Source organism: Hafnia alvei, from assembly GCF_900095695.1.
GTDB classification, from domain to species: domain Bacteria; phylum Pseudomonadota; class Gammaproteobacteria; order Enterobacterales; family Enterobacteriaceae; genus Hafnia; species Hafnia alvei_B.
Genome location: NZ_FMIQ01000057.1, coordinates 188,823 through 213,343, shown reverse-complemented (window position 1 = coordinate 213,343; position 24,521 = coordinate 188,823). Strand labels below are relative to the sequence as shown.

The window sequence follows — 24,521 nt, the reverse complement described above, 5'->3', positions numbered from 1 at the left end:
CTTACTCCTCAACTTTAACCATGTAGGAAACCGCGTTGACCATACCACGTACAGCAGGAGTATCCTCGCGCTCTACGGTGTGGCCAATACGACGCAGACCCAGGCCAAGCAGCGTTGCCTTGTGTTTCGGCAGACGACCGATTGCACTGCGGGTTTGAGTTATTTTAATAGTCTTTGCCATGGTCAATTACCCCAGAATTTCTTCAACGGATTTACCACGCTTGGCAGCGACCATTTCTGGGGACTTCATGCTAGCCAGACCATCGATAGTTGCACGAACCACATTAATTGGGTTGGTGGAACCATAGGCCTTAGCTAGAACGTTGTGAACCCCAGCGACTTCCAGAACGGCGCGCATTGCACCACCGGCAATAATACCGGTACCTTCGGAAGCCGGCTGCATGAACACACGAGAACCCGTGTGAGCACCTTTAACAGGGTGCTGCAGGGTGCCGCTGTTCAGCGCGACATTCATCATGTTGCGACGGGCTTTTTCCATCGCTTTCTGGATCGCTGCTGGAACTTCACGCGCTTTACCGTAACCAAAACCTACGCGACCATTGCCATCACCCACTACAGTTAGTGCGGTGAAGCTAAAAATACGGCCACCTTTTACAGTTTTAGATACGCGATTTACCGCGATCAGCTTTTCCTGCAGTTCGCCAGCTTGTTTTTCGATGTGAGCCATCTTACACCTCTACCTTAGAACTGAAGGCCAGCTTCACGGGCAGCATCTGCCAGTGCCTGGACACGACCATGATATTGGAAACCAGAGCGGTCAAAAGATACGCCTTTGATGCCCTTCTCCAACGCGCGCTCAGCAATAGTTTTACCTACAGCGATTGCAGCATCTTTGTTCCCAGTATATTTCAGTTGTTCACTGATTGCTTTTTCTACAGTAGAAGCAGCGACCAGAACTTCAGAACCATTCGGAGCAATTACCTGTGCGTAAATATGACGCGGGGTACGATGTACCACCAGGCGAGTTGCACCCAGCTCTTTGAGCTTGCGGCGTGCGCGGGTCGCACGACGGATACGAGCAGATTTCTTATCCATAGTGTTACCTTACTTCTTCTTAGCCTCTTTGGTACGCACGACTTCGTCGGCGTAACGGACACCCTTGCCTTTATAAGGCTCAGGACGACGGTAAGCGCGCAGATCTGCTGCCACTTGTCCGATTAACTGCTTATCAGCGCCTTTCAGCACGATTTCAGTCTGGGACGGGCATTCAGCAGTAATACCTGCTGGCAGAGCATGTTCAACTGGGTGAGAAAAGCCTAAAGCTAAATTCACAGAGTTGCCCTTGACTGCTGCACGGTAACCGACACCTACCAACTGAAGCTTCTTAGTGAAGCCATCGGTAACACCAACAACCATTGCGTTAAGCAGCGCACGAGTGGTACCCGCTTGGGCCCACGCATTTGCAAAACCTTCGCGTGGTGCGAAAGTCAGTGCGTTATCAGCATGCTTAACTTCAACGGCGTCGTGGACTGTACGAGTCAGCTCGCCGTTTTTACCCTTAATCGAAATTACCTGACCGTTGAGTTTGACCTCTACGCCGGCAGGAATGACGACGGGTGCTTTTGCAACACGAGACATTCTTTCCTCCCGATTAAGCTACGTAGCAGAGAATCTCGCCACCAAGACCAGCCTGGCGAGCTGCACGATCAGTCATAACACCTTTAGAGGTAGAAATAACAGCGATACCCAAACCGGCCATAACTTTTGGCAGCTCATCTTTTTTCTTATAGATGCGCAGACCTGGACGGCTGATACGTTGAATGCTTTCTACCACTGCCTTGCCCTGGAAGTACTTAAGTACTAATTCCAGTACAGGCTTGGTGTCGCCTTCGATTTTGAAATCTTCAATAAAACCTTCTTCCTTCAGCACGTTGGCAATTGCCACTTTCAGCTTGGAGGAAGGCATGGTGACCGCAACTTTGTTCGCGGCTTGACCGTTACGGATACGGGTCAGCATATCCGCGATCGGATCTTGCATGCTCATCTGTCTTTACTCCCGTGATTCAATTGGTGACAATTACCAGCTAGCCTTTTTCAGACCCGGGATTTCACCGCGCATAGCGGCTTCACGGACCTTAATACGGCTCAACCCGAACTTACGCAGGAAAGCGTGCGGACGGCCAGTTTGACGGCAGCGGTTACGCTGACGGGACGGGCTGGAATCACGCGGCAGAGTCTGCAGCTTAAGAACAGCATCCCAACGATCTTCGTCAGAAGCGTTCACGTTAGAGATGATCGCTTTCAGTTCAACGCGTTTGGCAAAGAACTTATCAGCTAATTTCACGCGCTTGACTTCGCGTGCTTTCATGGATTGCTTAGCCATTAGTAACCCTACCTTACTTGCGGAACGGGAAGTTGAAAGCAGTCAGCAGCGCACGGCCTTCATCATCGGATTTCGCAGTAGTGGTAATGGTAATATCCAAACCACGAACGCGATCGACTTTATCATAATCGATTTCCGGGAAGATGATCTGTTCACGCACGCCCATGCTGTAGTTACCACGACCATCGAATGACTTAGCAGACAAGCCACGGAAGTCACGGATACGAGGTACAGCAATGGAAATCAGACGCTCAAAGAACTCCCACATGCGTTCGCCACGCAGAGTTACTTTACAGCCGATCGGATAGCCCTGGCGGATTTTGAAGCCTGCAACTGATTTGCGTGCTTTAGTGATCAACGGCTTTTGACCGGAGATTGCTGCTAAGTCAGCTGCTGCATTATCCAGCAGTTTCTTATCAGCGATCGCTTCACCAACACCCATATTCAGGGTAATCTTCTCGACCCGTGGGACTTGCATGACAGAATTGTAGCCGAACTCAGACATGAGTTGCTTGACTACTTCGTCTTTGTAGTAATCATGCAGTTTCGCCATCGTACTACTCCAAATTACTTGATAGTTTCGCTGTTAGATTTGAAGAAACGGACTTTTTTGCCGTCTTCGAATCTAAAGCCTACACGGTCAGCCTTACCGGTTGCCGCATTGAAGAGAGCAATGTTAGAAACCTGAATAGCAGCTTCTTTTTCAACAATGCCACCTGGTTGGTTCAGGGCCGGAACCGGCTTCTGATGTTTCTTAACCAGGTTAATTCCTTCAACGATGACCTTGCCAGAAGACAGGACATTTTTTACTTTACCGCGCTTACCTTTATCTTTACCGGTTAGCACGATAACTTCGTCATCACGACGGATTTTCGCTGCCATGGTTCGCTCCTTAGAGTACTTCTGGTGCCAGAGAGATAATTTTCATGAACTTTTCATTACGCAGTTCACGAGTTACCGGCCCAAAAATACGCGTACCGATAGGCTGCTCAGAGTTATTGTTTAAAATAACACAAGCATTGCCATCGAAGCGAATGACAGAACCGTCCGGGCGACGAACACCCTTCTTGGTGCGCACCACTACCGCCTTCAGCACATCGCCTTTCTTGACCTTGCCACGAGGAATTGCTTCCTTGATGGTGATCTTGATGATGTCGCCGACGCCTGCGTAGCGACGGTGCGAGCCACCTAGAACCTTGATACACATTACGCGACGTGCACCGGAGTTGTCGGCCACGTTCAGCATAGTCTGTTCTTGGATCATGTTAGTGCTCCGCTAATGTCAACTACAACTTTGGACCCAGAATGGGTCGTTTGAAATCCCCACAATTGAGGGCGCAGCATTATAACACCGCTTCCAGAATATGGGTAGAAAAAATAAACGGCTCAGTTTTTGAGCCGTTTATAGTACTCGAGATGCGTACTGTATTACAGAACGGCTTTCTCTACAACGCGAACAAGTGTCCAAGACTTAGTCTTAGACAGTGGACGGCATTCGCGGATTTCTACCACGTCACCGATACCACATTCATTGTTCTCGTCGTGTACGTGCAGCTTGGTCGTACGTTTGATGAATTTACCATACATTGGGTGCTTCACCATACGCTCGATCGTAACAACAACGGATTTCTCCATTTTGTCACTAACTACTCGACCTTGCAGAGTACGGATTTGATCAGTCATTACGCACCCGCCTTCTCAGTCAGTAAAGTCTTAACGCGTGCGACATCACGACGCACTTGCTTCAACAGGTGAGATTGTTGCAGCTGACCGCTTGCCGCTTGCATGCGCAGGTTAAATTGCTCACGCAGCAGGCTCAGCAGTTCAGTGTTCAGCTCTTCAACACTTTTCTCACGCAGCTCTTGTGCTTTCATTACATCACCGTCTTAGTTACAAAGGTGGTTTTGATAGGCAGTTTCGCTGCTGCCAGCTTGAAGGCCTCACGGGCCAGCTCTTCAGGCACGCCGTCCATTTCGTACAGGACTTTACCCGGCTGGATCAAGGCAACCCAATACTCTACGTTACCTTTACCTTTACCCATACGAACTTCAAGCGGCTTTTCAGTGATCGGCTTGTCTGGGAACACACGGATCCAGATTTTACCCTGACGCTTAACTGCACGAGTCATCGCACGACGAGCTGCTTCGATTTGACGAGCAGTCAGACGGCCACGGCCAACAGCTTTCAGACCGAAAGTGCCGAAGCTAACATCCGTACCTTGCGCCAGACCACGGTTGCGGCCTTTGTGCACCTTACGGAATTTTGTACGCTTTGGTTGTAACATTCAGCGACTCTCCTTACTTGCGGCCTTTACGCTGCTGCTTTTTAGGTTGAGCAGCCGGTTTTTCCGGTTGTTCAACTGCAGCCATACCACCCAGGATCTCACCTTTGAAGATCCATACCTTAACGCCGATTACACCATAAGTGGTGTGCGCTTCAGAGGTGTTGTAATCGATATCCGCACGCAGAGTATGCAACGGAACACGACCTTCACGGTACCATTCGGTACGCGCGATTTCAGCACCGCCAAGGCGGCCGCTTACTTCAACTTTAATACCTTTAGCGCCCAGACGCATTGCGTTCTGTACAGCACGCTTCATAGCACGACGGAACATAACACGACGTTCCAGCTGTGAAGTGATGCTATCAGCAACCAATTTTGCGTCCAGTTCTGGTTTACGAACTTCGGCGATATTGATTTGCGCAGGAACGCCAGCGATATCCGCTACGACCTTACGCAGTTTTTCGACATCTTCACCTTTCTTGCCGATAACGATGCCTGGACGAGCAGTGTGAATAGTCACACGGATGCTCTTCGCAGGACGCTCGATAACGATGCGAGAAACGGAAGCTTTCGCCAGTTCCTTAGTCAGGAATTGACGAACTTTAAAGTCGCTGTCCAGGTTGTCAGCGAACTCTTTGGTATTCGCGAACCAAGTAGAGTTCCAAGGTTTGACAATACCCAGGCGAATACCATTAGGATGTACTTTCTGACCCATTGCTAGTCTCCAGAGTCTCAGCGATCGGACACAACCACTGTAATGTGGCTGGTGCGCTTCAGGATACGATCTGCACGACCTTTAGCACGCGGCATAATGCGCTTCATGCTTGGGCCTTCGTCGACGAAGATTTTCGTCACTTTCAGATCATCGATGTCAGCGCCATCGTTGTGTTCTGCGTTAGCAATAGCAGACTCAAGTACTTTCTTAACCAGACCAGCAGCTTTCTTGTTGGTGTAGGCTAAAGTTTCCAGAGCTTGCGACACTTTCTTACCGCGGATCAGGTCAGCAACGAGGCGAACCTTCTGAGCAGAAGAACGAGCGTGGCGATGTTTAGCGATAGTTTCCATCTCTTCCTCCTACCTTAGCGCTTTTTAGCTTTTTTATCAGCCGCATGGCCGCGATAAGTACGAGTCGGCGCGAATTCACCTAACTTGTGACCGACCATTTCATCGGCTACAAATACTGGAACGTGCTGACGACCATTATGGACAGCGATGGTCAAACCGATCATGTTTGGAAAGACCGTTGAACGACGGGACCAAGTCTTAATAGGCTTTTTGTCTCCGCTTTCCACCGCTTTCTCTACCTTCTTCAGCAAGTGCAGGTCAATGAAAGGACCTTTCTTGAGAGAACGTGGCATGGCTTATCCTCTAATTATTTTTTACTACGGCGACGTACGATGAATTTATCAGTACGCTTGTTGCTGCGGGTCTTCTTACCTTTGGTCTGCAGGCCCCATGGGGAAACAGGGTGCTTACCAAAGTTACGACCTTCACCACCACCGTGTGGATGGTCGACTGGGTTCATCGCAGTACCGCGAACGGTAGGACGAACACCACGCCAGCGGCTTGCACCAGCTTTACCCAGAACGCGCAGCATATGCTCAGCGTTACCAACTTCGCCTAAGGTAGCACGGCAGTCGGATGGTATTTTACGCATTTCACCAGAACGCAGACGCAGGGTGACATATGCACCATCGCGAGCAACGATCTGAACGTATGCGCCAGCAGAACGAGCTAGCTGACCACCTTTGCCTGGTTTCATTTCTACGTTATGAACGGTAGAACCAACCGGGATGTTACGCATCGGCAAGGTGTTGCCAGGTTTGATAGCAGCATCAACACCAGACTGAATCTGGTCACCCGCTTTCAGGCCTTTAGGCGCCAGGATATAACGGCGTTCGCCGTCTTTGTACAGAACCAGTGCGATATTCGCAGAACGGTTCGGATCATATTCCAGACGCTCAACAACAGCAGGAATACCATCTTTGTTGCGTTTGAAGTCAACCAGACGATAATGCTGTTTGTGACCACCACCGATGTGACGAGTGGTGATGCGGCCATTGTTGTTACGGCCACCGGATTTGCTCAGTTTTTCAAGCAACGGGGCATACGGTTTGCCCTTGTGCAGCTCAGGGTTAACCACTTTAACAACGTGGCGACGACCCGGAGATGTCGGTTTACATTTAACAATTGCCATTGTTCGCTACTCCTCCGACTTACTCTGCGCCGCCGATGAAGTCCAGATTCTGGCCTTCTTTCAGGGTGACGTAAGCTTTTTTCCAGTCGCTACGACGACCAACACGCTGACCGTGACGCTTCACTTTACCTTTAACTACCAGGGTGTGAACTGCATCAACTTCAACTTCGAACAGTTTCTTAACTGCGGCTTTGATTTCTGCTTTAGTTGCATCTTTAGCAACTTTGAGAACGATGGTGTTGGTTTTTTCCATCACCATAGACGCTTTTTCAGAAACGTGCGGCGCGCGCAGTACTTTCAGCAGACGTTCTTCACGGATCATGCCAGCATCTCCTCAACTTGCTTCACAGCGTCAGCAGTCATAACCACTTTGTCGAAGGCGATCAAGCTAACTGGGTCGATACCTGTAACGTCACGCACATCAACCTTGTACAGGTTGCGAGCGGCCAGGAACAGATTTTCGTCGACTTCGCCGGTTACAATCAGCACGTCTTCCAGCGCCATGTCTTTCAGTTTCTGTGCCAGCAGCTTAGTTTTAGGCGCTTCTACAGAGAACTTCTCGACGACGATCAGACGATCTTGACGTACCAGTTCGGACAGAATGCTTTTCAGCGCGCCGCGGTACATCTTTTTGTTAACTTTTTGACTGTGATCCTGAGGCTTCGCAGCGAATGAAACGCCACCGGAACGCCAGATCGGGCTCTTAACAGAACCAGAACGAGCGCGACCAGTACCTTTCTGACGCCACGGTTTTTTGCCTGAACCAGTTACTTCAGCACGGGTCTTCTGAGCACGAGTACCTTGACGGGCACCAGCTGCATAAGCAACTACAACCTGGTGTACCAGCGCTTCGTTGAAATCACGACCGAAGGTAGTTTCGGAAACAGTCAGCGCGCTTTGCGCGTCTTTCAATACTAATTCCATTCCTATCTCCTCACGCCTTAACAGCTGGTTTAACGATCAGGTCGCCACCGGTTGCACCCGGAACAGCACCCTTAACCAGCAGCAGGTTGCGCTCAGCGTCAACACGTACTACATCCAGGCTCTGAACGGTTACGCGTTCGTTACCCAGTTGGCCTGCCATTTTCTTGCCTTTGAACACTTTGCCCGGAGTCTGGTTCTGACCGATAGAACCCGGAACGCGGTGAGACAAGGAGTTACCATGGGTAGCATCTTGGGTACGGAAGTTCCAGCGCTTAACTGTGCCAGCAAAACCTTTACCTTTAGAAGTACCGGTAACGTCAACTTTTTTAACGTCAGCAAAAATTTCAACGCTAATGCTCTGACCTACGGTGAACTCTTCGCCTTCATTCAGACGGAATTCGCGCAGGGTGCGGCCAGCTTCTACGCCAGCTTTAGCGAAGTGACCAGCTTCTGGCTTAGATACACGGTTTGCTTTTTTAGCACCCGTAGTTACCTGTACAGCGCAGTAGCCGTCGTTATCCAGGCTTTTCACCTGAGTAACACGGTTTGCTTCGATTTCGATAACGGTTACTGGGATAGATACGCCATCTTCAGTGAAGATGCGGGTCATACCCACTTTTTTACCGACTAAACCAATCATTGTTTCAACCTCTCAATCGTTCAATGACCTGATTAACCCAGGCTGATCTGCACGTCTACACCAGCAGCCAGATCCAGACGCATCAGAGCATCAACGGTTTTCTCGGTTGGCTCAACGATGTCAACCAGACGCTTGTGAGTGCGAATTTCGTACTGATCGCGCGCGTCTTTGTTGACGTGCGGAGAAATCAGAACGGTAAAGCGCTCTTTGCGGGTCGGCAGCGGGATCGGACCACGGACTTGCGCACCAGTGCGCTTAGCAGTCTCGACGATTTCCGCGGTTGATTGATCGATCAGACGATGATCAAACGCTTTCAGGCGGATACGGATTCTTTGGTTCTGCATGAGACCAGAGCTCCAATTATTTTATAAACGTAAAAAATTACTCCTCACACCCATTTCGATTGATGGGGGAGTGTAATCGTTCAACATATAACCCCCATATCGGGAGTATTGTTCGATAGTCTAGGACTATCTCTGATTCAGAATCAGACTTACCAAGATTAGGTAAGCCCGCGCATTATACGTAAACCAGCTCAGGAAGCAACCTAAATGCGCAAAAATAGTGGAAAGCCTTCCGCCCTATCCTAACTGTGTAGCGCAATTTTTATCACATATACGCTGTAAGAGTACGTGTTTAGGTCCTGAATTGCATAAAATTCATACAACAGTGTGACATAAACTCCAATTAAATACCCTCTATTGCTCAATACGCTTAGATATGATGATGCACATATCGAATGGAGGTGATACAGATGGAATTGCTTGCGAATATCTATTCATGCGTCATTTCAGACAATGGAGTGCGTGTAGAACTAAGCGTCGTATTTGCCTTTTGCGCTAGTTGCGCTACTTATGTCACAAGACGTGCCATACCTAAGCAATTTCTTTCTCCAGATGCTGCTTTCACTTTTGACACTCCGCCTCTGCCTTCTATCTGCAGAGGTAACCTAATGATGCAAATCGGGTATGGTATATTTTTTCTGGCTATTTCTATCTGGCCTCATATCAGCCTATCAATCTTGCCTATTATTTGGCTAGTTAGCTGGTTTCTCATCACCTTGTCACTTTTGGATATTCAGCATTACCTCTTGCCAGATATACTTACATTACCCCTACTCTGGCTAGGTCTTGGTTTTAATGCCTGCACTCATGCTATTCCAATAGAACACGCTGTGGCTGGTGCAATCACGGGTTATACCTTTATTTGGCTTCTAGGCTGGATCACTAAACATTTGGCTGGAAAGATGGGTATCGGATTAGGTGACGCCAAACTGTTAGCCGCGCTTGGTGCATGGGCTGGGTATGAAAACTTGGCATTGATATCTGCAAGTGCTTCGCTTGGCGGGATTATTTGGTGGGTTACAAGACAGTTTTGTTCAATGAAAAAGAACCACCCTCTACCTTTTGGTCCTTGCTTGTCCATCGCCGGCTGGGTGGTTATTTTCGATATATTGCAATCATGGAAATTAAGCTTCTTCTTTCACCTGAGCTAGTAGGTAATTTTGGATACCCAAACGTTGGATAAGCTCCAACTCAGTTTCCAGCCAGTCGATATGCTTTTCTTCGTCAGACAGGACTTCAATCATGAGATCACGGCTAACATAGTCATGGACTGAGTCTGCATAAGCTATGCCTTCACGTAAGTTTTTTGCACCATCGAGTTCTAACTTAAGATCGGATCTCAACATTTCTTCTACGTCTTCTCCAATATTAAGTTTCCCTAAATCTTGAAGATTTGGCAGCCCTTCTAAAAAAAGAATCCTTTCGATGTAACGATCGGCATGTTTCATCTCATCGATCGACTCGTGGTACTCAATATCATTGAGCCTTGTGAGTCCCCAATTTTTGAACATGCGTGCATGAAGGAAATACTGATTGATGGCTACAAGTTCATTTCCAAGTAGCTTATTGAGGTGGCCAATAACCTTTTTATCGCCTTTCATAAACAAAACCCTCCGCTTCCAGTTCTTTTAGTGTAGAACCAGAGACTGAAGAGTCAAAAAATAACCCTATTTTTATGCCACGTTTATGAAGTTACTTTGAAGTACCGTGGTTTCCTCATCGAAAATCTCTCGAGCCTGACGAATACATTTGCCGCATTCAGATCCGAATGGAACTATTTTGCGTAAATGATGAAGAGAGCTCGGCTGATATTTGCGGATTGCATGACGTATCGTTTTGTCCGAAATCCCATTACATAAGCAAACGTACATATTCTACTCTTTCTTTATTTGATAATAATAGTCTAAATAATAAACGTTATCATTTCAATAAAAGCGTCTTATTTTCTTGCTTATAATATGTACTAACTTGAATCAACACATGTTTTTCTTGTAATAAAAAAGGGCGCCTAAGCGCCCTTTTATTGCATTCAGTTCAGAAGCTAAATATTAGCTCATTACCTTAGCAACAACACCAGCACCAACGGTACGGCCGCCTTCGCGGATTGCGAAACGCAGACCATCGTCCATTGCGATTGGGTGGATCAGGGTAACGATCATTTTGATGTTATCGCCTGGCATTACCATTTCCACGCCTTCTGGCAGTTCGATGGTACCGGTCACGTCAGTTGTACGGAAGTAAAACTGTGGACGGTAGCCTTTGAAGAACGGAGTATGACGGCCGCCTTCGTCTTTGCTCAGAATATAAACTTCTGATTCGAACTTGGTGTGTGGTTTGATAGAACCTGGTTTAGCCAGAACCTGACCACGTTCGATGTCTTCACGCTTGATACCACGCAGCAGAACACCAACGTTCTCGCCTGCACGACCTTCGTCCAGCAGTTTACGGAACATTTCAACGCCGGTACAAGTTGATTTAACGGTATCTTTGATACCAACGATCTCAACTTCTTCACCAACTTTAACGATACCGCGCTCTACACGACCGGTAACAACAGTACCACGGCCAGAGATAGAGAATACGTCTTCGATTGGCAGCAGGAATGGCTTGTCGATAGCACGTTCTGGTTCTGGGATGTAAGAATCCAGAGTTTCAGCCAGTTCTACGATCTTAGCTTCCCACTCAGCTTCGCCTTCTAGCGCTTTCAGAGCAGAACCACGGATGATTGGAGTATCATCGCCTGGGAAGTCGTACTGAGACAGAAGTTCACGAACTTCCATTTCTACCAGTTCCAGCAGCTCTTCATCATCAACCATGTCGCATTTGTTCAGGAATACGATGATGAAAGGAACGCCAACCTGACGACCCAGCAGGATGTGCTCACGAGTCTGAGGCATAGGGCCGTCAGTCGCAGCAACAACCAGGATAGCGCCGTCCATCTGCGCAGCACCGGTGATCATGTTTTTAACGTAGTCAGCATGCCCTGGGCAGTCAACGTGCGCGTAGTGACGTGACGGGGTGTCATATTCAACGTGAGAAGTGTTGATGGTGATACCACGTGCTTTTTCTTCTGGCGCGTTATCGATCTGGTCGAATGCACGTGCAGAACCACCGTAGGTTTTAGCCAGAACGGTAGTGATTGCAGCAGTCAGGGTAGTTTTACCGTGGTCAACGTGGCCGATTGTACCAACGTTAACGTGCGGTTTTGTACGTTCAAATTTTTCTTTAGACACGGCTTTATTCCTTACTCTTGTGCTCTCCCTTCATAGAGAGAGCACGGGATCAATGTTTTAAACTAGTAGCTTATTTGCCACGAGCTTCAATAACGGCCTGAGCAACGTTGTTCGGCGCATCATCATACTTCAGGAATTCCATGGAGTAAGATGCACGACCTTTGGTCAGAGAACGCAGCTGAGTTGCGTATCCGAACATTTCAGACAACGGCACTTCAGCGTGAATCTGAACGCCAGTAGCGTTAGATTCCTGACCTTTCAGCTGGCCACGACGACGGCTAAGGTCACCGATAACGTCACCAGTGTTCTCTTCTGGAGTTTCAACTTCAACCTTCATGATAGGTTCAAGCAGAACTGGTTTCGCTTTCTTAAAGCCATCTTTGAAGGCGAGAGAAGCGGCCAGTTTAAACGCCAGCTCAGAGGAGTCAACGTCATGGTAAGAACCGAAGTGCAGACGCACGCCGAGGTCAACTACCGGATAACCAGCCAGTGGACCAGATTTCAGCTGCTCCTGGATACCTTTATCAACGGCAGGGATGTATTCGCCAGGAATTACACCACCTTTGATGTCGTTGATGAACTCGTAACCTTTCGGATTTGAGCCCGGCTCCAGTGGGTACATGTCGATAACAACATGACCATACTGACCACGACCACCAGACTGCTTGGCGTGTTTACCTTCGATATCAGTAACTTTCGTGCGAATCGCTTCACGATAAGCAACCTGAGGTTTACCGACGTTCGCTTCAACGTTGAATTCACGCTTCATGCGGTCAACGATGATGTCGAGGTGCAGCTCACCCATACCTGCGATGATGGTCTGGTTAGATTCTTCATCAGTCCATACGCGGAATGATGGGTCTTCTTTAGCCAGACGGCCCAGAGCCAGACCCATTTTTTCTTGGTCAGCTTTGGTTTTCGGTTCTACTGCGATGGAGATTACCGGTTCAGGGAATTCCATACGCTCCAGAATGATCACGTTATCCGGATCACAAATGGTGTCACCAGTAGTCACGTCTTTCAGGCCGATTGCCGCAGCAATGTCGCCTGCGCGAACTTCTTTGATCTCTTCACGCTTGTTAGCGTGCATCTGAACGATACGACCAAAACGCTCACGTGCCGATTTTACCGGGTTAAAGACGGTATCACCTGAGTTAACAACACCAGAGTACACGCGGAAGAACGTCAGGTTACCAACAAACGGGTCGGTAGCAATTTTGAACGCCAGAGCAGCAAATGGCTCTTCATCGCTCGCGTGACGCTCAGCCGGAGTATCTTTACCGTCGTCCAGCATACCGTTGATTGCAGGTACGTCAGTCGGTGATGGCAGGTAATCAATTACCGCATCCAGCATCGCCTGAACACCTTTGTTCTTAAATGCAGAACCACAAGTAACAAGAATAATCTCGTTACGCAGTACGCGTGAACGCAGGGCAGTTTTGATTTCTTCCTCGGTCAGCTCTTCGCCGCCCAAGTATTTATCCATCAGCTCTTCAGAAGCTTCTGCTGCAGATTCAACCAGATTCTGGTGCCACTCGGCAGCCAGCTCAACCATATCAGCAGGGATTTCTTCGTATTCGAAGGTCACGCCCTGATCGGCATCGTTCCAGTTGATCGCTTTCATTTTCACCAGGTCAACAACACCGGTGAAACCTTCTTCAGCGCCAATTGCCAACTGAAGCGGAACAGCGTTCGCGCCCAGACGGGATTTAATCTGGCCTACAACTTTCAGGAAGTTAGCACCCATGCGGTCCATTTTGTTAACGAACGCAATGCGTGGAACTTTGTATTTGTTAGCCTGACGCCATACGGTTTCAGACTGTGGCTGAACACCACCAACCGCGCAGTAAACCATTACCGCACCGTCAAGAACACGCATTGAACGTTCAACTTCGATGGTGAAGTCAACGTGCCCTGGGGTGTCGATGATGTTTACGCGATGCGGTTCATACTGCTTAGCCATACCTGACCAGAACGCAGTAGTTGCAGCGGAAGTGATGGTGATACCACGTTCTTGTTCCTGTTCCATCCAGTCCATGGTGGCAGCGCCGTCATGAACTTCACCGATTTTATGGTTTACACCGGTGTAGAAAAGGATACGTTCGGTAGTAGTAGTCTTACCGGCGTCGATGTGTGCGCTGATACCGATATTACGGTAGCGGGCAATGGGTGTTGTACGAGCCATTTGATTCCTCTATTCCTAGGACGTTCAAGTTAAGTTACCCATAGCGGGCGGCTTGCTTGAAGCGCCCGCTTGGTGACTAACACTATGAAGGGATTACCAACGATAGTGAGCGAACGCCTTGTTGGCTTCGGCCATACGGTGAACGTCTTCACGTTTCTTAACTGCAGTACCTTTGTTTTCTGCAGCATCAGAAAGTTCGTTCGCCAGGCGCAAAGCCATGGATTTATCACCGCGTTTACGAGCAGCTTCAACGATCCAACGCATTGCCAGAGCATTACGACGAACCGGACGGACTTCTACTGGTACCTGATAAGTAGAACCACCAACGCGACGGGATTTAACTTCGACGGTTGGGCGGACGTTGTCCAGGGCTACTTCAAAAGCTTCCAGTTCGTTTTTACCAGAACGCTGAGCCAGGGTCTCCAGCGCGGTATATACGATTGCTTCTGCGGTAGATTTTTTACCATCTACCATCAGGATGTTTACAAATTTAGCCAGCAGTTCTGATCCGAACTTAGGATCCGGCAGAATTTTACGCTGACCAATGACGCGACGACGTGGCATGGAAATACTCCGTTGTTAATTCAGGGTTGTCCAAAACTCTATAGTTCGAGTTTGACATTAAAGTTAAAACGTTTGGCCTTACTTAACGGAGAACCATTAAGCCTTTGGCTTCTTCACGCCGTATTTGGAACGTGATTGCTTACGGTCTTTAACGCCGGAGCAGTCAAGCGCACCACGAACGGTGTGGTAACGAACACCTGGCAAGTCTTTTACACGACCGCCACGGATCAGGATCACGCTGTGTTCCTGCAGGTTATGACCTTCACCGCCGATGTAGGAGGTAACTTCAAAACCGTTAGTCAAACGCACACGGCAAACTTTACGCAGTGCGGAGTTTGGTTTTTTAGGAGTGGTGGTATATACGCGAGTACATACGCCACGTTTCTGCGGGCAAGCTTCCAGCGCAGGAACGTTGCTTTTAGCAACCTTCATGGAGCGTGGTTTGCGTACCAGCTGATTAATTGTTGCCATTAATAGCTCCTGGTATTTGCTTCGTTTTTTGCTTCGTAAACAAGTGTGATAAATCTCCCCATAAAGCCATGGGCAAAATATGAGGACGCAGAATTTTATGGCTGCCCAGTATAGGTGTCAAGAAATATACAAGATCGCATTCTCACCAAGATACTTGCTGAGGGTGTTTGGCACTCAGTTCAACGAACTGATTATAGTCTAACAACACGATATTGGATGAAATTCGAGCACTCAAACCTCGAGCAATAACATCGACATTCAGCGCATATAGGGATGTGGAGGCAGAAATGAGTTTTTCAAGGGCATGGGTATTTGCTAGCCCACACAGAACACCATCCTGCAGAAGCACGATAGCGTCATTATTGCCCACAATAGCACAAAGAGTTGTCAGATCTGCTGAGGTTGGAGACTTTGTCAGCGTATGTAACATGTAAAGTATCACCAAAGCCTAAAAGGTTAGCACAACATCGCGTTGTTCAAGGTTTTGTCGAATCTGTGCCGCAGTTCGCAGTTGAACGTCGATAATCCACTGTTCATTGTCATGTAAACCTCTTTCATGCAGCGACTCAGAACAGATATAGACGTCTTCAATATCGTAAAGCGGCATCACGCCAAAAGTTGAAACATAGTCTCGACAAAGAATTTCAGCCGGTTTTTGATTGGGCAAAAGTTGAAAAACGCCATCCCCAACAAAAAACACCTGAATATCCTCGCTGAAGGCAGAAGCAGCTAATAATGCATCCAGCCCTTCACGCCCAGCGCTTGATGTATGCGGAGGCTGAGTAAAAATAAAAGCTAAACGTTTCATCCCATCCCCTTAGAATTGCATGATGCGATCGCAGGTCAGTGCAGCTTCAGCCAGTGAGCCTAGCCCACTTAAGACAAAACCATCCTGCAAATTGGCAGCAGGCAAGCCTAGCTGTAAGGCTTCGTCTTTTGAAACTACGCCGCGGCGCAGCGCTGCCGCGACACACACATTTAGCACTACACCATGCTCCCGCGCTAATTTCTGCCACGCACGAACAAGATCGAATTCATCACTCGCCGGGGATGTCAGCTGATTAGCATTGCTCACGCCCTCTCGGTAGAAGAATACGCTAACCAATTGATGTTCGCTGGCCACCAGTGCCTGAGCAAATTGGTAGGCGCTACTCGCCGCCTGCGTGCCATAAGCAGGGCCTGTCACAAACAAGGAGTAGCTCAGCATTAGCGATCGCTGCCCTGCAGATCGCCACTTTTGAATTGGCGAATATACAGATACACCGTGTGCTTAGAGATATTCAGCCGATCGGCAACCTGATTAATAGCGTCTTTAATATCAAAAATGCCCTTTTCATGCAGATTCAGCACAATTTGGCGATTCTTCGCATTGTTCGATACCGAACGGTCGGCATTCACTTCTTCGATCGTAAACTCCAACGTCTGCGCCACTAAGTCGTCTACGGAAGAGGCAAAGTTCACTGATGAAGCAACGTCTTGCGAAGCCTTAGGGATGAAGGTCTCCATGATCTGTGAGAAAGGCACATCGAGATTCATGTTGATACATAGCAAACCAATGACACGCTGCTCTTTGTTACGAATAGCAATCGTGACGGACTTCATCAACACGCCGCTTTTTGCACGTGTGAAGTACGCTTTTGACACGCTGCTATCTTCACCGGCCATATCGTGCAGCATGCGCAGGGCTAAATCGGTAATCGGCGAACCAATCTTTCGCCCCGTATGCTCGCCGTTAGCAATGCGTACCGCTGAACATTTCAAGTCCTCAAGCGAATGCAAAACGATTTCGCAATGAGAACCAATGAGCATAGCAAGACCATCAACAACGGCTTCATATGATTTCAAAATTTCATGATCGGTCTGGCTGAACGGACGCTCATCCAGTAAATCGAGCTCACTGGTGTCACCAGGCATAAGCGTATTGGACATTGAAGACAACCCCCACGGAGGATTTAGCTACGCATCCGTCGATGGATGCAGATTCAAGAAAACGTGCTAGTTAGCAAATAAAGTTTAGCAAAGCTGCCCTATTAAAATCCTTGAGGCCAGCGGGGTAAAATTTTTTTTTACCTTCCAACGATAAAAAACAAAAAAGCCGTGGAATATTCCACGGCTTTTTTTAAACATTCAAGTTAATTACTTGCCTGCTTTCGCTGCGTCAGCTTTTGCTGGAGCTTCAACTTTCGCGTCAGCTTTTGGTGCAGCTTTAACATCCAGCAGTTCTACATCAAATACCAGCGTAGAGTTTGCAGGGATGCCTGGGACGCCAGTTTTGCCATATGCCAATTCTGGTGGGATGACCAGCTTGATTTTGCCGCCTTTTTTGATGTGTTTCAGGCCTTCGGTCCAGCCAGGGATAACACCATCAAGACGGAAAGACAATGGCTCACCACGGCTGTATGAGTTATCAAACTCAGTACCATCGGTCAGCGTACCTTTGTAGTTAACCACTACGGTATCGCTGTCTTTTGGCTCAGCACCGGTACCTTCTTTATCAACTTGATACATCAGGCCGGTTTTGGTGGTTTTAACATTTTTCTCTTTAGCGAACGCATCACGGAATTTTTTACCCGCATCTGCGTTAGCTTTTGCATCTTGTTCCATCTTAGCCTGTGCAGATGCTTTTACGCGTGCTTCAAAGCCCTGCAGAGTGCCTTCGATTTCTTGGTCGGTCAGCTTGCTTTTACCTGCGAAAGCATCTTGAACGCCGGAAATCAGCTGGTCTTTATCCAACTTGATACCCAGTTTTTCCTGCTCTTTCAGGGAGTTTTCCATATAACGTCCCAGAGAAGCACCTAATGCGTATGCTGCCTGCTGATCGTCATTCTTGAATTTGCTGTTAGTTGCTGTCGGCGCAGCATCTGCAGCTTTAGCTGCGTCAGCGGCGAACGCTGATGCATTCAGAGCCAGAGCCATTGTGGTTGCCAGCACAGTAACTTTAAAAAAAGATTTCATCCATTTCTCCAAACTTTAAGGCAAATTACCTTAAATAACGATGAGCTAAATGTAGTTGGCTACTATAGCGGTCTGTTGACGCATAAAACAATCACTAAGCGTGCCAGTCTGATAAATTCAGACTACAACATGCTCAAAAAGTTTCACTCGCTTAGCCAATCAACAAGCGTAACGCGCAATTCGCCTGCTTTATGGGTAAAATAGCGATTATGAGGTGAAATTTCACCTATGAAATTGTGAACAGAAACTACACCGTTTTCAGAGGAAAGATTATGCAACCATCGGCTTGGGATCGCGAAGAGCTTGAATCTCGATTTGAAATGCTCGAAAGCCGACTGGCTTTTCAGGAAATAACGATTGAGGAGCTCAACCAAACGGTTATTGCCCTTCAGCTAGAAATGAATAAATACCGCGAACAAATGCATTTACTGGTGGATAAGCTTAAAGCAGCTCAGCCGTCGATGATGGCTCACCCATCAGAAGAAACGCCGCCTCCCCACTATTGAGCGATGATGCAACAACAAAAAAGCGGCCAAGGCCGCTTTTTTCATTCTGCTTATCAATCACAGAATTAATGACAGCCGCAACCACCGTTGCCTTTGCCATTACCACCACAGCATCCGCCTTCTTCACCATGGTCGTGACCGTGTTCGTGGCCATGACCACCACAGCAGCCTTCGCCGTGTTCGTGGTGATGATCGTGCTCGCCGTGTACGTGACCATGCTCCAGCTCTTCAGCTGTTGCTTCACGGATTGCGATAACTTCAACGTGGAAGTTCAGGTTCTGGCCAGCCAGCATGTGGTTACCATCAACAACAACATGGTCGTCGTCAACTTCGGTAATTTCTACTGGGACTGGACCCTGATCGGTTTCAGCCAAGAAACGCATGCCAACCTGCAGTTCGTCAACGCCCATGAAAACGTCTTTAGGAACGCGCTGAACCAGATTTTCATCGTAGTTGCCGTAAGCGTCATTGGCGCCCACGTGAACGTCAAAGCTATCGCCTTCAGCGTGGCCTTCCAGAGCTGTTTCCAGCCCAGAAATCAGGGAGCCATGTCCGTGCAGATAATCCAACGGTGCACTCACCGGAGATTCATCAACTAAAACACCGTCTTCTGTACGTACCTGATAGGCCAAGCTGACCACCAGGTCTTTTGCTACTTTCATGATATCTCCTAGCGTTGGAAACTAAATTGGCGCAGATTGTAGCGGAATTTTGCGCCACTGTACCCACAAGGATAAAAAATCCCTCGCTGAAACGCCACCCTTGCCGGTTATTCTGGCTTAAAAATACCGATCATTTGGTTGTTATGCTGTACATGGTCGCTGACATCCGCCTCTGGCTGGCTGAGCTGATGTCCACACTTAACACATTCAGCATGCTCAATATTATTCTCTCGCCACACCACCAACGTATCCTGCGCCTTACAGACGGGGCAGGTTGCTCCTGCAATAAATCTCTTTTTCATTTTGTTACCTTATTCGTAGACCTTTTCACAGGTCTTCTTCGTCCCAGTCATTCATCTGCCGCCGCTCATGCTGCATCTCACGCTGGAAAATGTCCTCCAGCTCGCGCCTAGCCTCTTTGACACGCGAAATCTGCGTCACGTCGCCCTGATGATGGGGCATCAACTCACGCAGCATGCGCATATCCAAACGACGGAAATGCTGCTGTGCCCGATGCGCCTGATGAGGATGCATACCCAGTTCCATCAACGCCTTGCGGCCTAGCTCCAGCGCACTAGAAAACGTTTCACGGCTAAATTGATTCACACCAGCCATCAACAATTCATGCGCCTCAACGCGGCCACGCGCACGCGCCAGAATTTTTAAATGTGGGAAATGCTGCTGGCACAAATGCACCACGGCGAGGGTATCTTCTGGCTCATTACAGGTCACAACAATCGCCTCCGCCTTTTCTGCCCCAGCTGCGCGCAGCAGTTCAAGCTCGGTGGCATCACCGTAATAAACTTTATACCCATAACGACGCATCATACTGACAGCACTCACATCACGTTCCAAAACCGTGATCCGCATTTTGTTGGCCATCAGCAGGCGCCCAATAACCTGACCAAAACGCCCGAAGCCAACGATAATCACCTGAGGATCGTCATCCTCTACAAACGGAGCTTCCTCGTCCTCGTCCGGCGGGTTGTAGCGTTTCTCCAAAATACGATCGACCAGCTGCATTAACAGCGGCGTAGTCACCATTGAAAGCGTAACAATCACCAGCAGCAGCGCCATTTGATCGCCCTGCAATAGTTTTTGCGTACTGGCCGCAGAGAACAGCACAAAGGCAAACTCCCCTCCTTGACTCAGCACCGCGGCAAACTGCATACGCACCGAACGGCGAATTCCGGCAATGCGAGCGAGCAGGTATAACACACCGCCTTTTACCGCGACTAAGATAGCGACGCCAGCCAATACCTCTGGCAAATGGGTGTATAGAATGCCCAAATTCAGCGCCATACCTACGGAGATGAAAAACAGCCCCAGCAGTAGGCCCTTAAACGGTTCAATCGCAATTTCTAGCTCATGCTGAAACTCACTCTCGGCCAGGAGTACGCCCGCGATAAACGTCCCCATCGCCATCGAAACGCCCAATGCATCCATGAACATGGCTGAGCCAAGCACCACTAACAATGCGGCGGCGGTGAAAATCTCACGCACGCCAGTTGCTGCGATATAGCGGAAAATGGGCCGCAGTAAGAAACGCCCACCAATCAGCATGCCCAACAAAGCACCCACTTTGATGGCAATAAATGTCCAATCAGTATCTTTGTTGCTGGAGCCAACTAAAACAGGAATTAACGCCAGCGCAGGAATAACGGCCATATCTTGAAACAGCAATACCGAGAAGCCGAGCTGACCGCCTTCGTTGCGGTTCATGCCCTTCTCTCGCATCGTCTGCAAAGCCATCGCGGTGGAAGACATCGCCAACCCAATTCCGCCAATAACTGCAGCCTGCCATGAAAAATCGGTTAACAGCAATAAACCACTAAGAATGGCAGCGGTAAGCAAAACCTGCCCTGCTCCGACTCCAAAAATGGAGCGTCGAAGCGACCACAGCTTGCTAGGATTAAGCTCTAATCCAATGATAAAAAGCAGGAATACAACACCCAGCTCCGAAAAATGCAGGATCTCATCCACGTCACGAATGAACCCTAACCCCCACGGACCAATCGCGATACCCGCTATCAAAAAGCCAAGCACGGTACCAATACCAATCCGCCGCGCAATCGGCACTGCCACGACGGCTGCAAATAAGAACAGCAGTATCGCTGGTAAGAGTGAGCCTTCTTCGGTCATAAACTGCCGCCTCCAGCCAAAGGTGATTCCAGCCATTGCCCGTAGGCCTTGGCATGCGTTTGCAAAACGTCAGGCTTGAGTCGGCGAGCCCAGTAGACCACCATCGGCGTCATCCAATGCATATGGCACATGGCTGCCGTGAGCTCAAATGGACGCAAAACTTCATCCATAGTGTAACGGTTGTAGCCGCCCATTTGATAAGCACCTTCAGGCTCACCGGTTGTGACGACGCTGCGCCAATATTTTCCCCGCAGAGCATTACCACCAACGCCGCTGGCAAAACCGCGCGACAACACGCGATCCAGCCACTCTTTCAACAAGGCGGGACAGCTATAGGTATAAAGGGGGTGTTGAAAAACAATGATTTGATGTTCACGCAGCAGTTTCTGCTCATGATGAATATCAATAAAAAAATCAGGATAGTGCGCGTAGAGATCGTGCACAGTGACATGTTCCAACTGCTGTGCCGGCTGCAGTAAAACTCGGTTTGCAACCGAGTCCTGTGATTCCGGATGGGCATACAGCAGCAATACTTTCGGTGGCTGCGACATCTATTCCCCTCCCCAAAGCGTCGTCATCGGTGAGCATTTCAGCTACCATGCAGCGCTAAGATTAAAATTAATAGTATGCGTGTTCTGAAAACTTATTATTGTTCACGCAAAAACAACCGTAATTTAACACATTTCTAATAGACGGCGCTTTATGATTGTTTTCTCATCGCTACAAATTCGACGCGGTACCCGCGTTCTGCTAGACAATGCCAGTGCAACGGTTAACCCCGGCCAGAAAGTGGGTCTGGTGGGTAAAAATGGCTGTGGGAAATCAACGCTGCTGTCGCTGTTAAAAGGTGAAATAAGTGCCGATGCCGGCAGTTTCAACTTTCCTGGTAACTGGGCGCTGGCGTGGGTCAACCAAGAAACTCCAGCGCTCAACGTGCCCGCTTTAGAGTATGTACTCGACGGTGACCGCGAATTCCGCCAGCTAGAGTCTGAACTCAACGACGCAAACGAACGCAACGACGGCAACGCCATCGCATTAGTGCATGGAAAACTGGACGCCATCCAAGCGTGGACAATCCGCTCTCGCGCTTCCAGCCTGCTACACGGTTTAGGCTTTAGCCAAAGCCAACTCGAAGAACCGGTAAAATCCTTCTCCGGTGGCTGGCGTATGCGCCTTAACCTTGCTCAAGCGCTGATTTGCCGCTCCGATTTACTGCTTCTCGATGAGCCCACCAACCACCTCGACTTAGATGCGGTGATTTGGCTAGAACGTTGGCTGAAAAGCTATACCGGCACCTTGATCCTTATCTCCCATGACCGTGATTTTCTCGATCCGATCGTGGACAAAATCTTGCATATCGAACAAGAGCAAATGTTCGAATACACCGGCAACTATTCTTCATTCGAGCAACAGCGCGCCACTAAACTTTCGCAACAGCAATCTATGTATGAAAGCCAGCAACAGCGCGTCGCGCATCTGCAAAGCTACATCGATCGCTTCAAAGCCAAGGCCTCTAAAGCTAAGCAGGCACAAAGCCGCGTGAAAATGCTAGAGCGAATGGAGCTGATTGCACCAGCTCATGTCGACAATCCATTCCACTTCAGCTTCCGCGAACCAGAGAGCCTGCCTAATCCATTGCTGCGCATGGAAAAAGTGAGCGCCGGCTACGGTGACAAAACTATTCTGGATTCCATCAAGCTGAATCTGGTTCCCGGTTCTCGCATTGGCCTGCTAGGCCGCAACGGCGCAGGTAAATCCACGCTAATCAAGCTGCTGGCCGGTGAATTAGCGCCGCAAAAAGGCGAAATCGGTTTAGCCAAAGGCGTGAAGTTAGGCTACTTCGCTCAGCATCAGTTGGAGTATTTACGCGCAGATGAATCGCCGTTGCAGCATCTTACCCGTATCGCCCCACGCGAAACGGAACAGCAACTGCGTGACTACCTAGGTGGTTTTGGTTTCCGCGGCGATAAAGTCACCGAGCACACCGCGCGTTTTTCCGGCGGCGAAAAAGCGCGTCTGGTATTAGCTCTGGTCGTATGGCAGCGCCCTAATCTATTACTGCTCGATGAACCGACTAACCATCTCGATTTAGACATGCGTCAAGCGCTGACCGAAGCCCTCATCGACTTCGAAGGCGCGTTGGTGGTGGTTTCCCATGATCGTCACTTACTACGTTCAACGACCGACGATCTGTACTTGGTACACGATGGTCAAGTTGAGTCGTTTGCTGGCGATCTGGAAGATTATCAACAGTGGATGATTGACCTACAACGTCAACAGGCACAGCAAGACTCCAATAAGAGCGAAGGCGAAACTAGCGGAAACAGCGCTCAGGCGCGCAAAGATCAAAAGCGCCGTGCCGCCGAATTCCGCACCCAGACTCAGCCGATCCGTAAGCACATCATGAAGATGGAGCAGCAAATGGAAAAACTGAGCACGCAGTTAGCCGTACTCGAAGAAAAGTTGGCCGATAGCGAACTGTATGACATCAGCCGCAAAGCGGAGCTGACTGAATGCCTACAGCAGCAGAATCAAACCAAAGCCGCGCTAGAAGAAGCTGAGATGGAATGGTTAGATGGGCAGGAAAAGCTGGAAGTCATGACCAAAGCCTTTGAGGCTGAAAGCGAATAAGCCTCGCAAAGAGGCTGTAATCGATTGCCAGCGATGAAATATTCGCTGGAATCCACTTCGCATAATCTCACAAACCCGCTGTTAAGCACCTGAAAGCGTATTTACTCTGCGCTTGGGTGCTTAGGACTGTCTGTCTTAAGCATAGAGTGGTATGGCAGATAGGAAAAAGCCCCACCTGATATTAAATCAAGGTGAGGCCAACCCTCATACTCAGCAGTGTGAGGTTAGCCTCTTCCCCGTTGTAAAACAAGGAAAAGGAAAACCAAAAATGCCACAAAAAACTGTTATTTGGTGTCTATTGATCGTCTGTATAACTCTTCTGGCGTTCATTGGGATCACACATGGATACCTGTGTGAAATACACATCAAAAACGGTAATAGAGAGGTTGCAGCCGTTTTAGCCTACGCATCTAAACGGTAAGCGACCTTACGTCGAGGT

The 24,521-nt window shown here is 48.8% G+C and carries 39 protein-coding genes; 4 read left to right on the top strand and 35 right to left on the bottom strand.

Features of this window, described 5'->3' with window-relative positions:
* Position 1: 1 nt before the first annotated feature.
* From rpmD to rpsJ, 20 genes are all read right to left on the bottom strand, one after another.
* Positions 2-181: a 50S ribosomal protein L30 gene (gene rpmD / locus BN1044_RS15635; RefSeq protein ID WP_004846568.1), complete on the bottom strand. Its 180-nt coding sequence runs from the start codon at positions 179-181 to the stop codon at positions 2-4.
* Positions 182-187: 6 nt separating this feature from the next.
* Positions 188-688, bottom strand: coding sequence for a 30S ribosomal protein S5 (rpsE, locus tag BN1044_RS15630; protein WP_004846569.1), 501 nt, complete (start codon positions 686-688; stop codon positions 188-190).
* 14 nt (positions 689-702) lie between these two features.
* Positions 703-1,056: a 50S ribosomal protein L18 gene (gene rplR / locus BN1044_RS15625; RefSeq protein WP_004846572.1), complete on the bottom strand. Its 354-nt coding sequence runs from the start codon at positions 1,054-1,056 to the stop codon at positions 703-705.
* 9 nt (positions 1,057-1,065) lie between these two features.
* Positions 1,066-1,599, bottom strand: coding sequence for a 50S ribosomal protein L6 (gene rplF / locus BN1044_RS15620; RefSeq protein WP_025802661.1), 534 nt, complete (start codon positions 1,597-1,599; stop codon positions 1,066-1,068).
* A 13-nt stretch (positions 1,600-1,612) separates the two neighbouring features.
* The gene (gene rpsH, locus BN1044_RS15615) at positions 1,613-2,005 is read right to left on the bottom strand and encodes a 30S ribosomal protein S8 (protein ID WP_025802663.1); all 393 of its coding nucleotides are present in this window, start codon (positions 2,003-2,005) and stop codon (positions 1,613-1,615) included.
* A gap of 33 nt (positions 2,006-2,038) precedes the next feature.
* Complete coding sequence (gene rpsN / locus BN1044_RS15610) at positions 2,039-2,344, bottom strand: 30S ribosomal protein S14 (protein WP_004846582.1); 306 nt, start codon at positions 2,342-2,344, stop codon at positions 2,039-2,041.
* 13 nt (positions 2,345-2,357) lie between these two features.
* Complete coding sequence (rplE, locus tag BN1044_RS15605; RefSeq protein ID WP_004846583.1) at positions 2,358-2,897, bottom strand: 50S ribosomal protein L5; 540 nt, start codon at positions 2,895-2,897, stop codon at positions 2,358-2,360.
* A gap of 14 nt (positions 2,898-2,911) precedes the next feature.
* Positions 2,912-3,226 carry a 50S ribosomal protein L24 gene (rplX, locus tag BN1044_RS15600; RefSeq protein ID WP_004846586.1) on the bottom strand — a complete coding sequence of 105 codons (315 nt, stop codon included), beginning with the start codon at positions 3,224-3,226 and terminating at the stop codon, positions 2,912-2,914.
* 10 nt (positions 3,227-3,236) lie between these two features.
* A complete protein-coding gene (gene rplN / locus BN1044_RS15595) occupies positions 3,237-3,608 on the bottom strand; it encodes a 50S ribosomal protein L14 (protein WP_000613954.1) in 372 nt (123 codons plus the stop codon).
* Between the two features lie 164 nt (positions 3,609-3,772).
* Positions 3,773-4,027, bottom strand: a complete 255-nt coding sequence (gene rpsQ / locus BN1044_RS15590) for a 30S ribosomal protein S17 (RefSeq protein ID WP_004846590.1) — start codon at positions 4,025-4,027, stop codon at positions 3,773-3,775.
* A complete protein-coding gene (gene rpmC, locus BN1044_RS15585) occupies positions 4,027-4,218 on the bottom strand; it encodes a 50S ribosomal protein L29 (RefSeq protein ID WP_004846592.1) in 192 nt (63 codons plus the stop codon). The genes rpsQ and rpmC overlap by 1 nt, the downstream gene beginning before the upstream one ends.
* Positions 4,218-4,628 carry a 50S ribosomal protein L16 gene (rplP, locus tag BN1044_RS15580; RefSeq protein ID WP_002438716.1) on the bottom strand — a complete coding sequence of 137 codons (411 nt, stop codon included), beginning with the start codon at positions 4,626-4,628 and terminating at the stop codon, positions 4,218-4,220. Before rplP ends, rpmC begins: the two co-directional genes overlap by 1 nt.
* 13 nt (positions 4,629-4,641) lie before the next feature.
* Positions 4,642-5,343: a 30S ribosomal protein S3 gene (gene rpsC, locus BN1044_RS15575; protein ID WP_004846598.1), complete on the bottom strand. Its 702-nt coding sequence runs from the start codon at positions 5,341-5,343 to the stop codon at positions 4,642-4,644.
* Positions 5,344-5,360: 17 nt separating this feature from the next.
* Positions 5,361-5,693, bottom strand: a complete 333-nt coding sequence (rplV, locus tag BN1044_RS15570) for a 50S ribosomal protein L22 (protein WP_004391423.1) — start codon at positions 5,691-5,693, stop codon at positions 5,361-5,363.
* A 14-nt stretch (positions 5,694-5,707) separates the two neighbouring features.
* A complete protein-coding gene (gene rpsS / locus BN1044_RS15565; RefSeq protein WP_004846600.1) occupies positions 5,708-5,986 on the bottom strand; it encodes a 30S ribosomal protein S19 in 279 nt (92 codons plus the stop codon).
* A gap of 14 nt (positions 5,987-6,000) precedes the next feature.
* Positions 6,001-6,825 carry a 50S ribosomal protein L2 gene (rplB, locus tag BN1044_RS15560; protein ID WP_025802669.1) on the bottom strand — a complete coding sequence of 275 codons (825 nt, stop codon included), beginning with the start codon at positions 6,823-6,825 and terminating at the stop codon, positions 6,001-6,003.
* A 19-nt stretch (positions 6,826-6,844) separates the two neighbouring features.
* Complete coding sequence (gene rplW / locus BN1044_RS15555; protein ID WP_004846604.1) at positions 6,845-7,147, bottom strand: 50S ribosomal protein L23; 303 nt, start codon at positions 7,145-7,147, stop codon at positions 6,845-6,847.
* Positions 7,144-7,749: a 50S ribosomal protein L4 gene (rplD, locus tag BN1044_RS15550; RefSeq protein WP_004846606.1), complete on the bottom strand. Its 606-nt coding sequence runs from the start codon at positions 7,747-7,749 to the stop codon at positions 7,144-7,146. Before rplD ends, rplW begins: the two co-directional genes overlap by 4 nt.
* 10 nt (positions 7,750-7,759) lie before the next feature.
* Positions 7,760-8,389, bottom strand: coding sequence for a 50S ribosomal protein L3 (gene rplC / locus BN1044_RS15545; RefSeq protein ID WP_025802672.1), 630 nt, complete (start codon positions 8,387-8,389; stop codon positions 7,760-7,762).
* A 32-nt stretch (positions 8,390-8,421) separates the two neighbouring features.
* On the bottom strand, positions 8,422-8,733 hold the full coding sequence (gene rpsJ / locus BN1044_RS15540; protein ID WP_001181005.1) for a 30S ribosomal protein S10: 312 nt from the start codon (positions 8,731-8,733) through the stop codon (positions 8,422-8,424).
* 410 nt (positions 8,734-9,143) lie between these two features.
* Here rpsJ and BN1044_RS15535 point away from each other — a divergent pair, with 410 nt between their 5' ends.
* Positions 9,144-9,884, top strand: coding sequence for a prepilin peptidase (locus BN1044_RS15535; RefSeq protein WP_072309465.1), 741 nt, complete (start codon positions 9,144-9,146; stop codon positions 9,882-9,884).
* On the opposite strand, the gene bfr is transcribed toward BN1044_RS15535, so the two are convergent.
* The 11 genes from bfr to fkpA all read right to left on the bottom strand — a co-directional run bounded on the left by bfr (position 9,858) and on the right by fkpA (position 18,141).
* Positions 9,858-10,334, bottom strand: coding sequence for a bacterioferritin (gene bfr / locus BN1044_RS15530; protein ID WP_072309464.1), 477 nt, complete (start codon positions 10,332-10,334; stop codon positions 9,858-9,860). The genes BN1044_RS15535 and bfr overlap by 27 nt on opposite strands.
* Before the next feature lie 72 nt (positions 10,335-10,406).
* Positions 10,407-10,604, bottom strand: a complete 198-nt coding sequence (gene bfd / locus BN1044_RS15525) for a bacterioferritin-associated ferredoxin (RefSeq protein WP_071892163.1) — start codon at positions 10,602-10,604, stop codon at positions 10,407-10,409.
* A gap of 177 nt (positions 10,605-10,781) precedes the next feature.
* On the bottom strand, positions 10,782-11,966 hold the full coding sequence (gene tuf, locus BN1044_RS15520) for an elongation factor Tu (protein ID WP_038502512.1): 1,185 nt from the start codon (positions 11,964-11,966) through the stop codon (positions 10,782-10,784).
* A 70-nt stretch (positions 11,967-12,036) separates the two neighbouring features.
* The gene (gene fusA, locus BN1044_RS15515; protein ID WP_072309463.1) at positions 12,037-14,151 is read right to left on the bottom strand and encodes an elongation factor G; all 2,115 of its coding nucleotides are present in this window, start codon (positions 14,149-14,151) and stop codon (positions 12,037-12,039) included.
* Positions 14,152-14,244: 93 nt separating this feature from the next.
* The gene (rpsG, locus tag BN1044_RS15510; RefSeq protein ID WP_017803037.1) at positions 14,245-14,715 is read right to left on the bottom strand and encodes a 30S ribosomal protein S7; all 471 of its coding nucleotides are present in this window, start codon (positions 14,713-14,715) and stop codon (positions 14,245-14,247) included.
* Positions 14,716-14,811: 96 nt separating this feature from the next.
* Positions 14,812-15,186, bottom strand: coding sequence for a 30S ribosomal protein S12 (gene rpsL, locus BN1044_RS15505; RefSeq protein ID WP_002212323.1), 375 nt, complete (start codon positions 15,184-15,186; stop codon positions 14,812-14,814).
* Between the two features lie 142 nt (positions 15,187-15,328).
* Positions 15,329-15,616, bottom strand: a complete 288-nt coding sequence (gene tusB, locus BN1044_RS15500; RefSeq protein ID WP_072309462.1) for a sulfurtransferase complex subunit TusB — start codon at positions 15,614-15,616, stop codon at positions 15,329-15,331.
* Between the two features lie 18 nt (positions 15,617-15,634).
* Positions 15,635-15,994 carry a sulfurtransferase complex subunit TusC gene (tusC, locus tag BN1044_RS15495; protein WP_072309461.1) on the bottom strand — a complete coding sequence of 120 codons (360 nt, stop codon included), beginning with the start codon at positions 15,992-15,994 and terminating at the stop codon, positions 15,635-15,637.
* 9 nt (positions 15,995-16,003) lie between these two features.
* Entirely contained in the window at positions 16,004-16,393 is a 390-nt protein-coding gene (tusD, locus tag BN1044_RS15490; RefSeq protein ID WP_072309460.1) for a sulfurtransferase complex subunit TusD, read from the bottom strand.
* Entirely contained in the window at positions 16,393-17,115 is a 723-nt protein-coding gene (locus BN1044_RS15485) for a helix-turn-helix transcriptional regulator (protein ID WP_008815470.1), read from the bottom strand. Before BN1044_RS15485 ends, tusD begins: the two co-directional genes overlap by 1 nt.
* A 207-nt stretch (positions 17,116-17,322) precedes the next feature.
* Positions 17,323-18,141 (bottom strand): FKBP-type peptidyl-prolyl cis-trans isomerase, encoded by an 819-nt coding sequence (gene fkpA, locus BN1044_RS15480; protein ID WP_072309459.1) that lies wholly within the window; start codon positions 18,139-18,141, stop codon positions 17,323-17,325.
* Between the two features lie 272 nt (positions 18,142-18,413).
* On the opposite strand from fkpA, the gene BN1044_RS15475 reads away from it, so the two are divergent.
* Positions 18,414-18,647 (top strand): SlyX family protein, encoded by a 234-nt coding sequence (locus BN1044_RS15475; protein ID WP_025799204.1) that lies wholly within the window; start codon positions 18,414-18,416, stop codon positions 18,645-18,647.
* Positions 18,648-18,712: 65 nt separating this feature from the next.
* Here BN1044_RS15475 and slyD read toward each other — a convergent pair whose 3' ends face one another.
* The 4 genes from slyD to kefG all read right to left on the bottom strand — a co-directional run bounded on the left by slyD (position 18,713) and on the right by kefG (position 22,002).
* Positions 18,713-19,309: a peptidylprolyl isomerase gene (gene slyD, locus BN1044_RS15470; RefSeq protein WP_072309458.1), complete on the bottom strand. Its 597-nt coding sequence runs from the start codon at positions 19,307-19,309 to the stop codon at positions 18,713-18,715.
* 107 nt (positions 19,310-19,416) lie between these two features.
* Positions 19,417-19,611 carry a YheV family putative zinc ribbon protein gene (locus BN1044_RS15465; RefSeq protein ID WP_072309457.1) on the bottom strand — a complete coding sequence of 65 codons (195 nt, stop codon included), beginning with the start codon at positions 19,609-19,611 and terminating at the stop codon, positions 19,417-19,419.
* 25 nt (positions 19,612-19,636) lie between these two features.
* Complete coding sequence (gene kefB / locus BN1044_RS15460) at positions 19,637-21,451, bottom strand: glutathione-regulated potassium-efflux system protein KefB (RefSeq protein WP_072309456.1); 1,815 nt, start codon at positions 21,449-21,451, stop codon at positions 19,637-19,639.
* Positions 21,448-22,002 (bottom strand): glutathione-regulated potassium-efflux system ancillary protein KefG, encoded by a 555-nt coding sequence (gene kefG / locus BN1044_RS15455; RefSeq protein WP_072309455.1) that lies wholly within the window; start codon positions 22,000-22,002, stop codon positions 21,448-21,450. The genes kefB and kefG overlap by 4 nt, the downstream gene beginning before the upstream one ends.
* Positions 22,003-22,153: 151 nt before the next feature.
* Between kefG and BN1044_RS15450 the strand changes: the two genes are divergently transcribed.
* The gene (locus BN1044_RS15450; RefSeq protein WP_072309454.1) at positions 22,154-24,082 is read left to right on the top strand and encodes an ABC transporter ATP-binding protein; all 1,929 of its coding nucleotides are present in this window, start codon (positions 22,154-22,156) and stop codon (positions 24,080-24,082) included.
* A gap of 268 nt (positions 24,083-24,350) precedes the next feature.
* A complete protein-coding gene (locus BN1044_RS15445) occupies positions 24,351-24,503 on the top strand; it encodes a Hok/Gef family protein (protein ID WP_072309490.1) in 153 nt (50 codons plus the stop codon).
* The last annotated feature ends 18 nt before the right edge of the window (positions 24,504-24,521 follow it).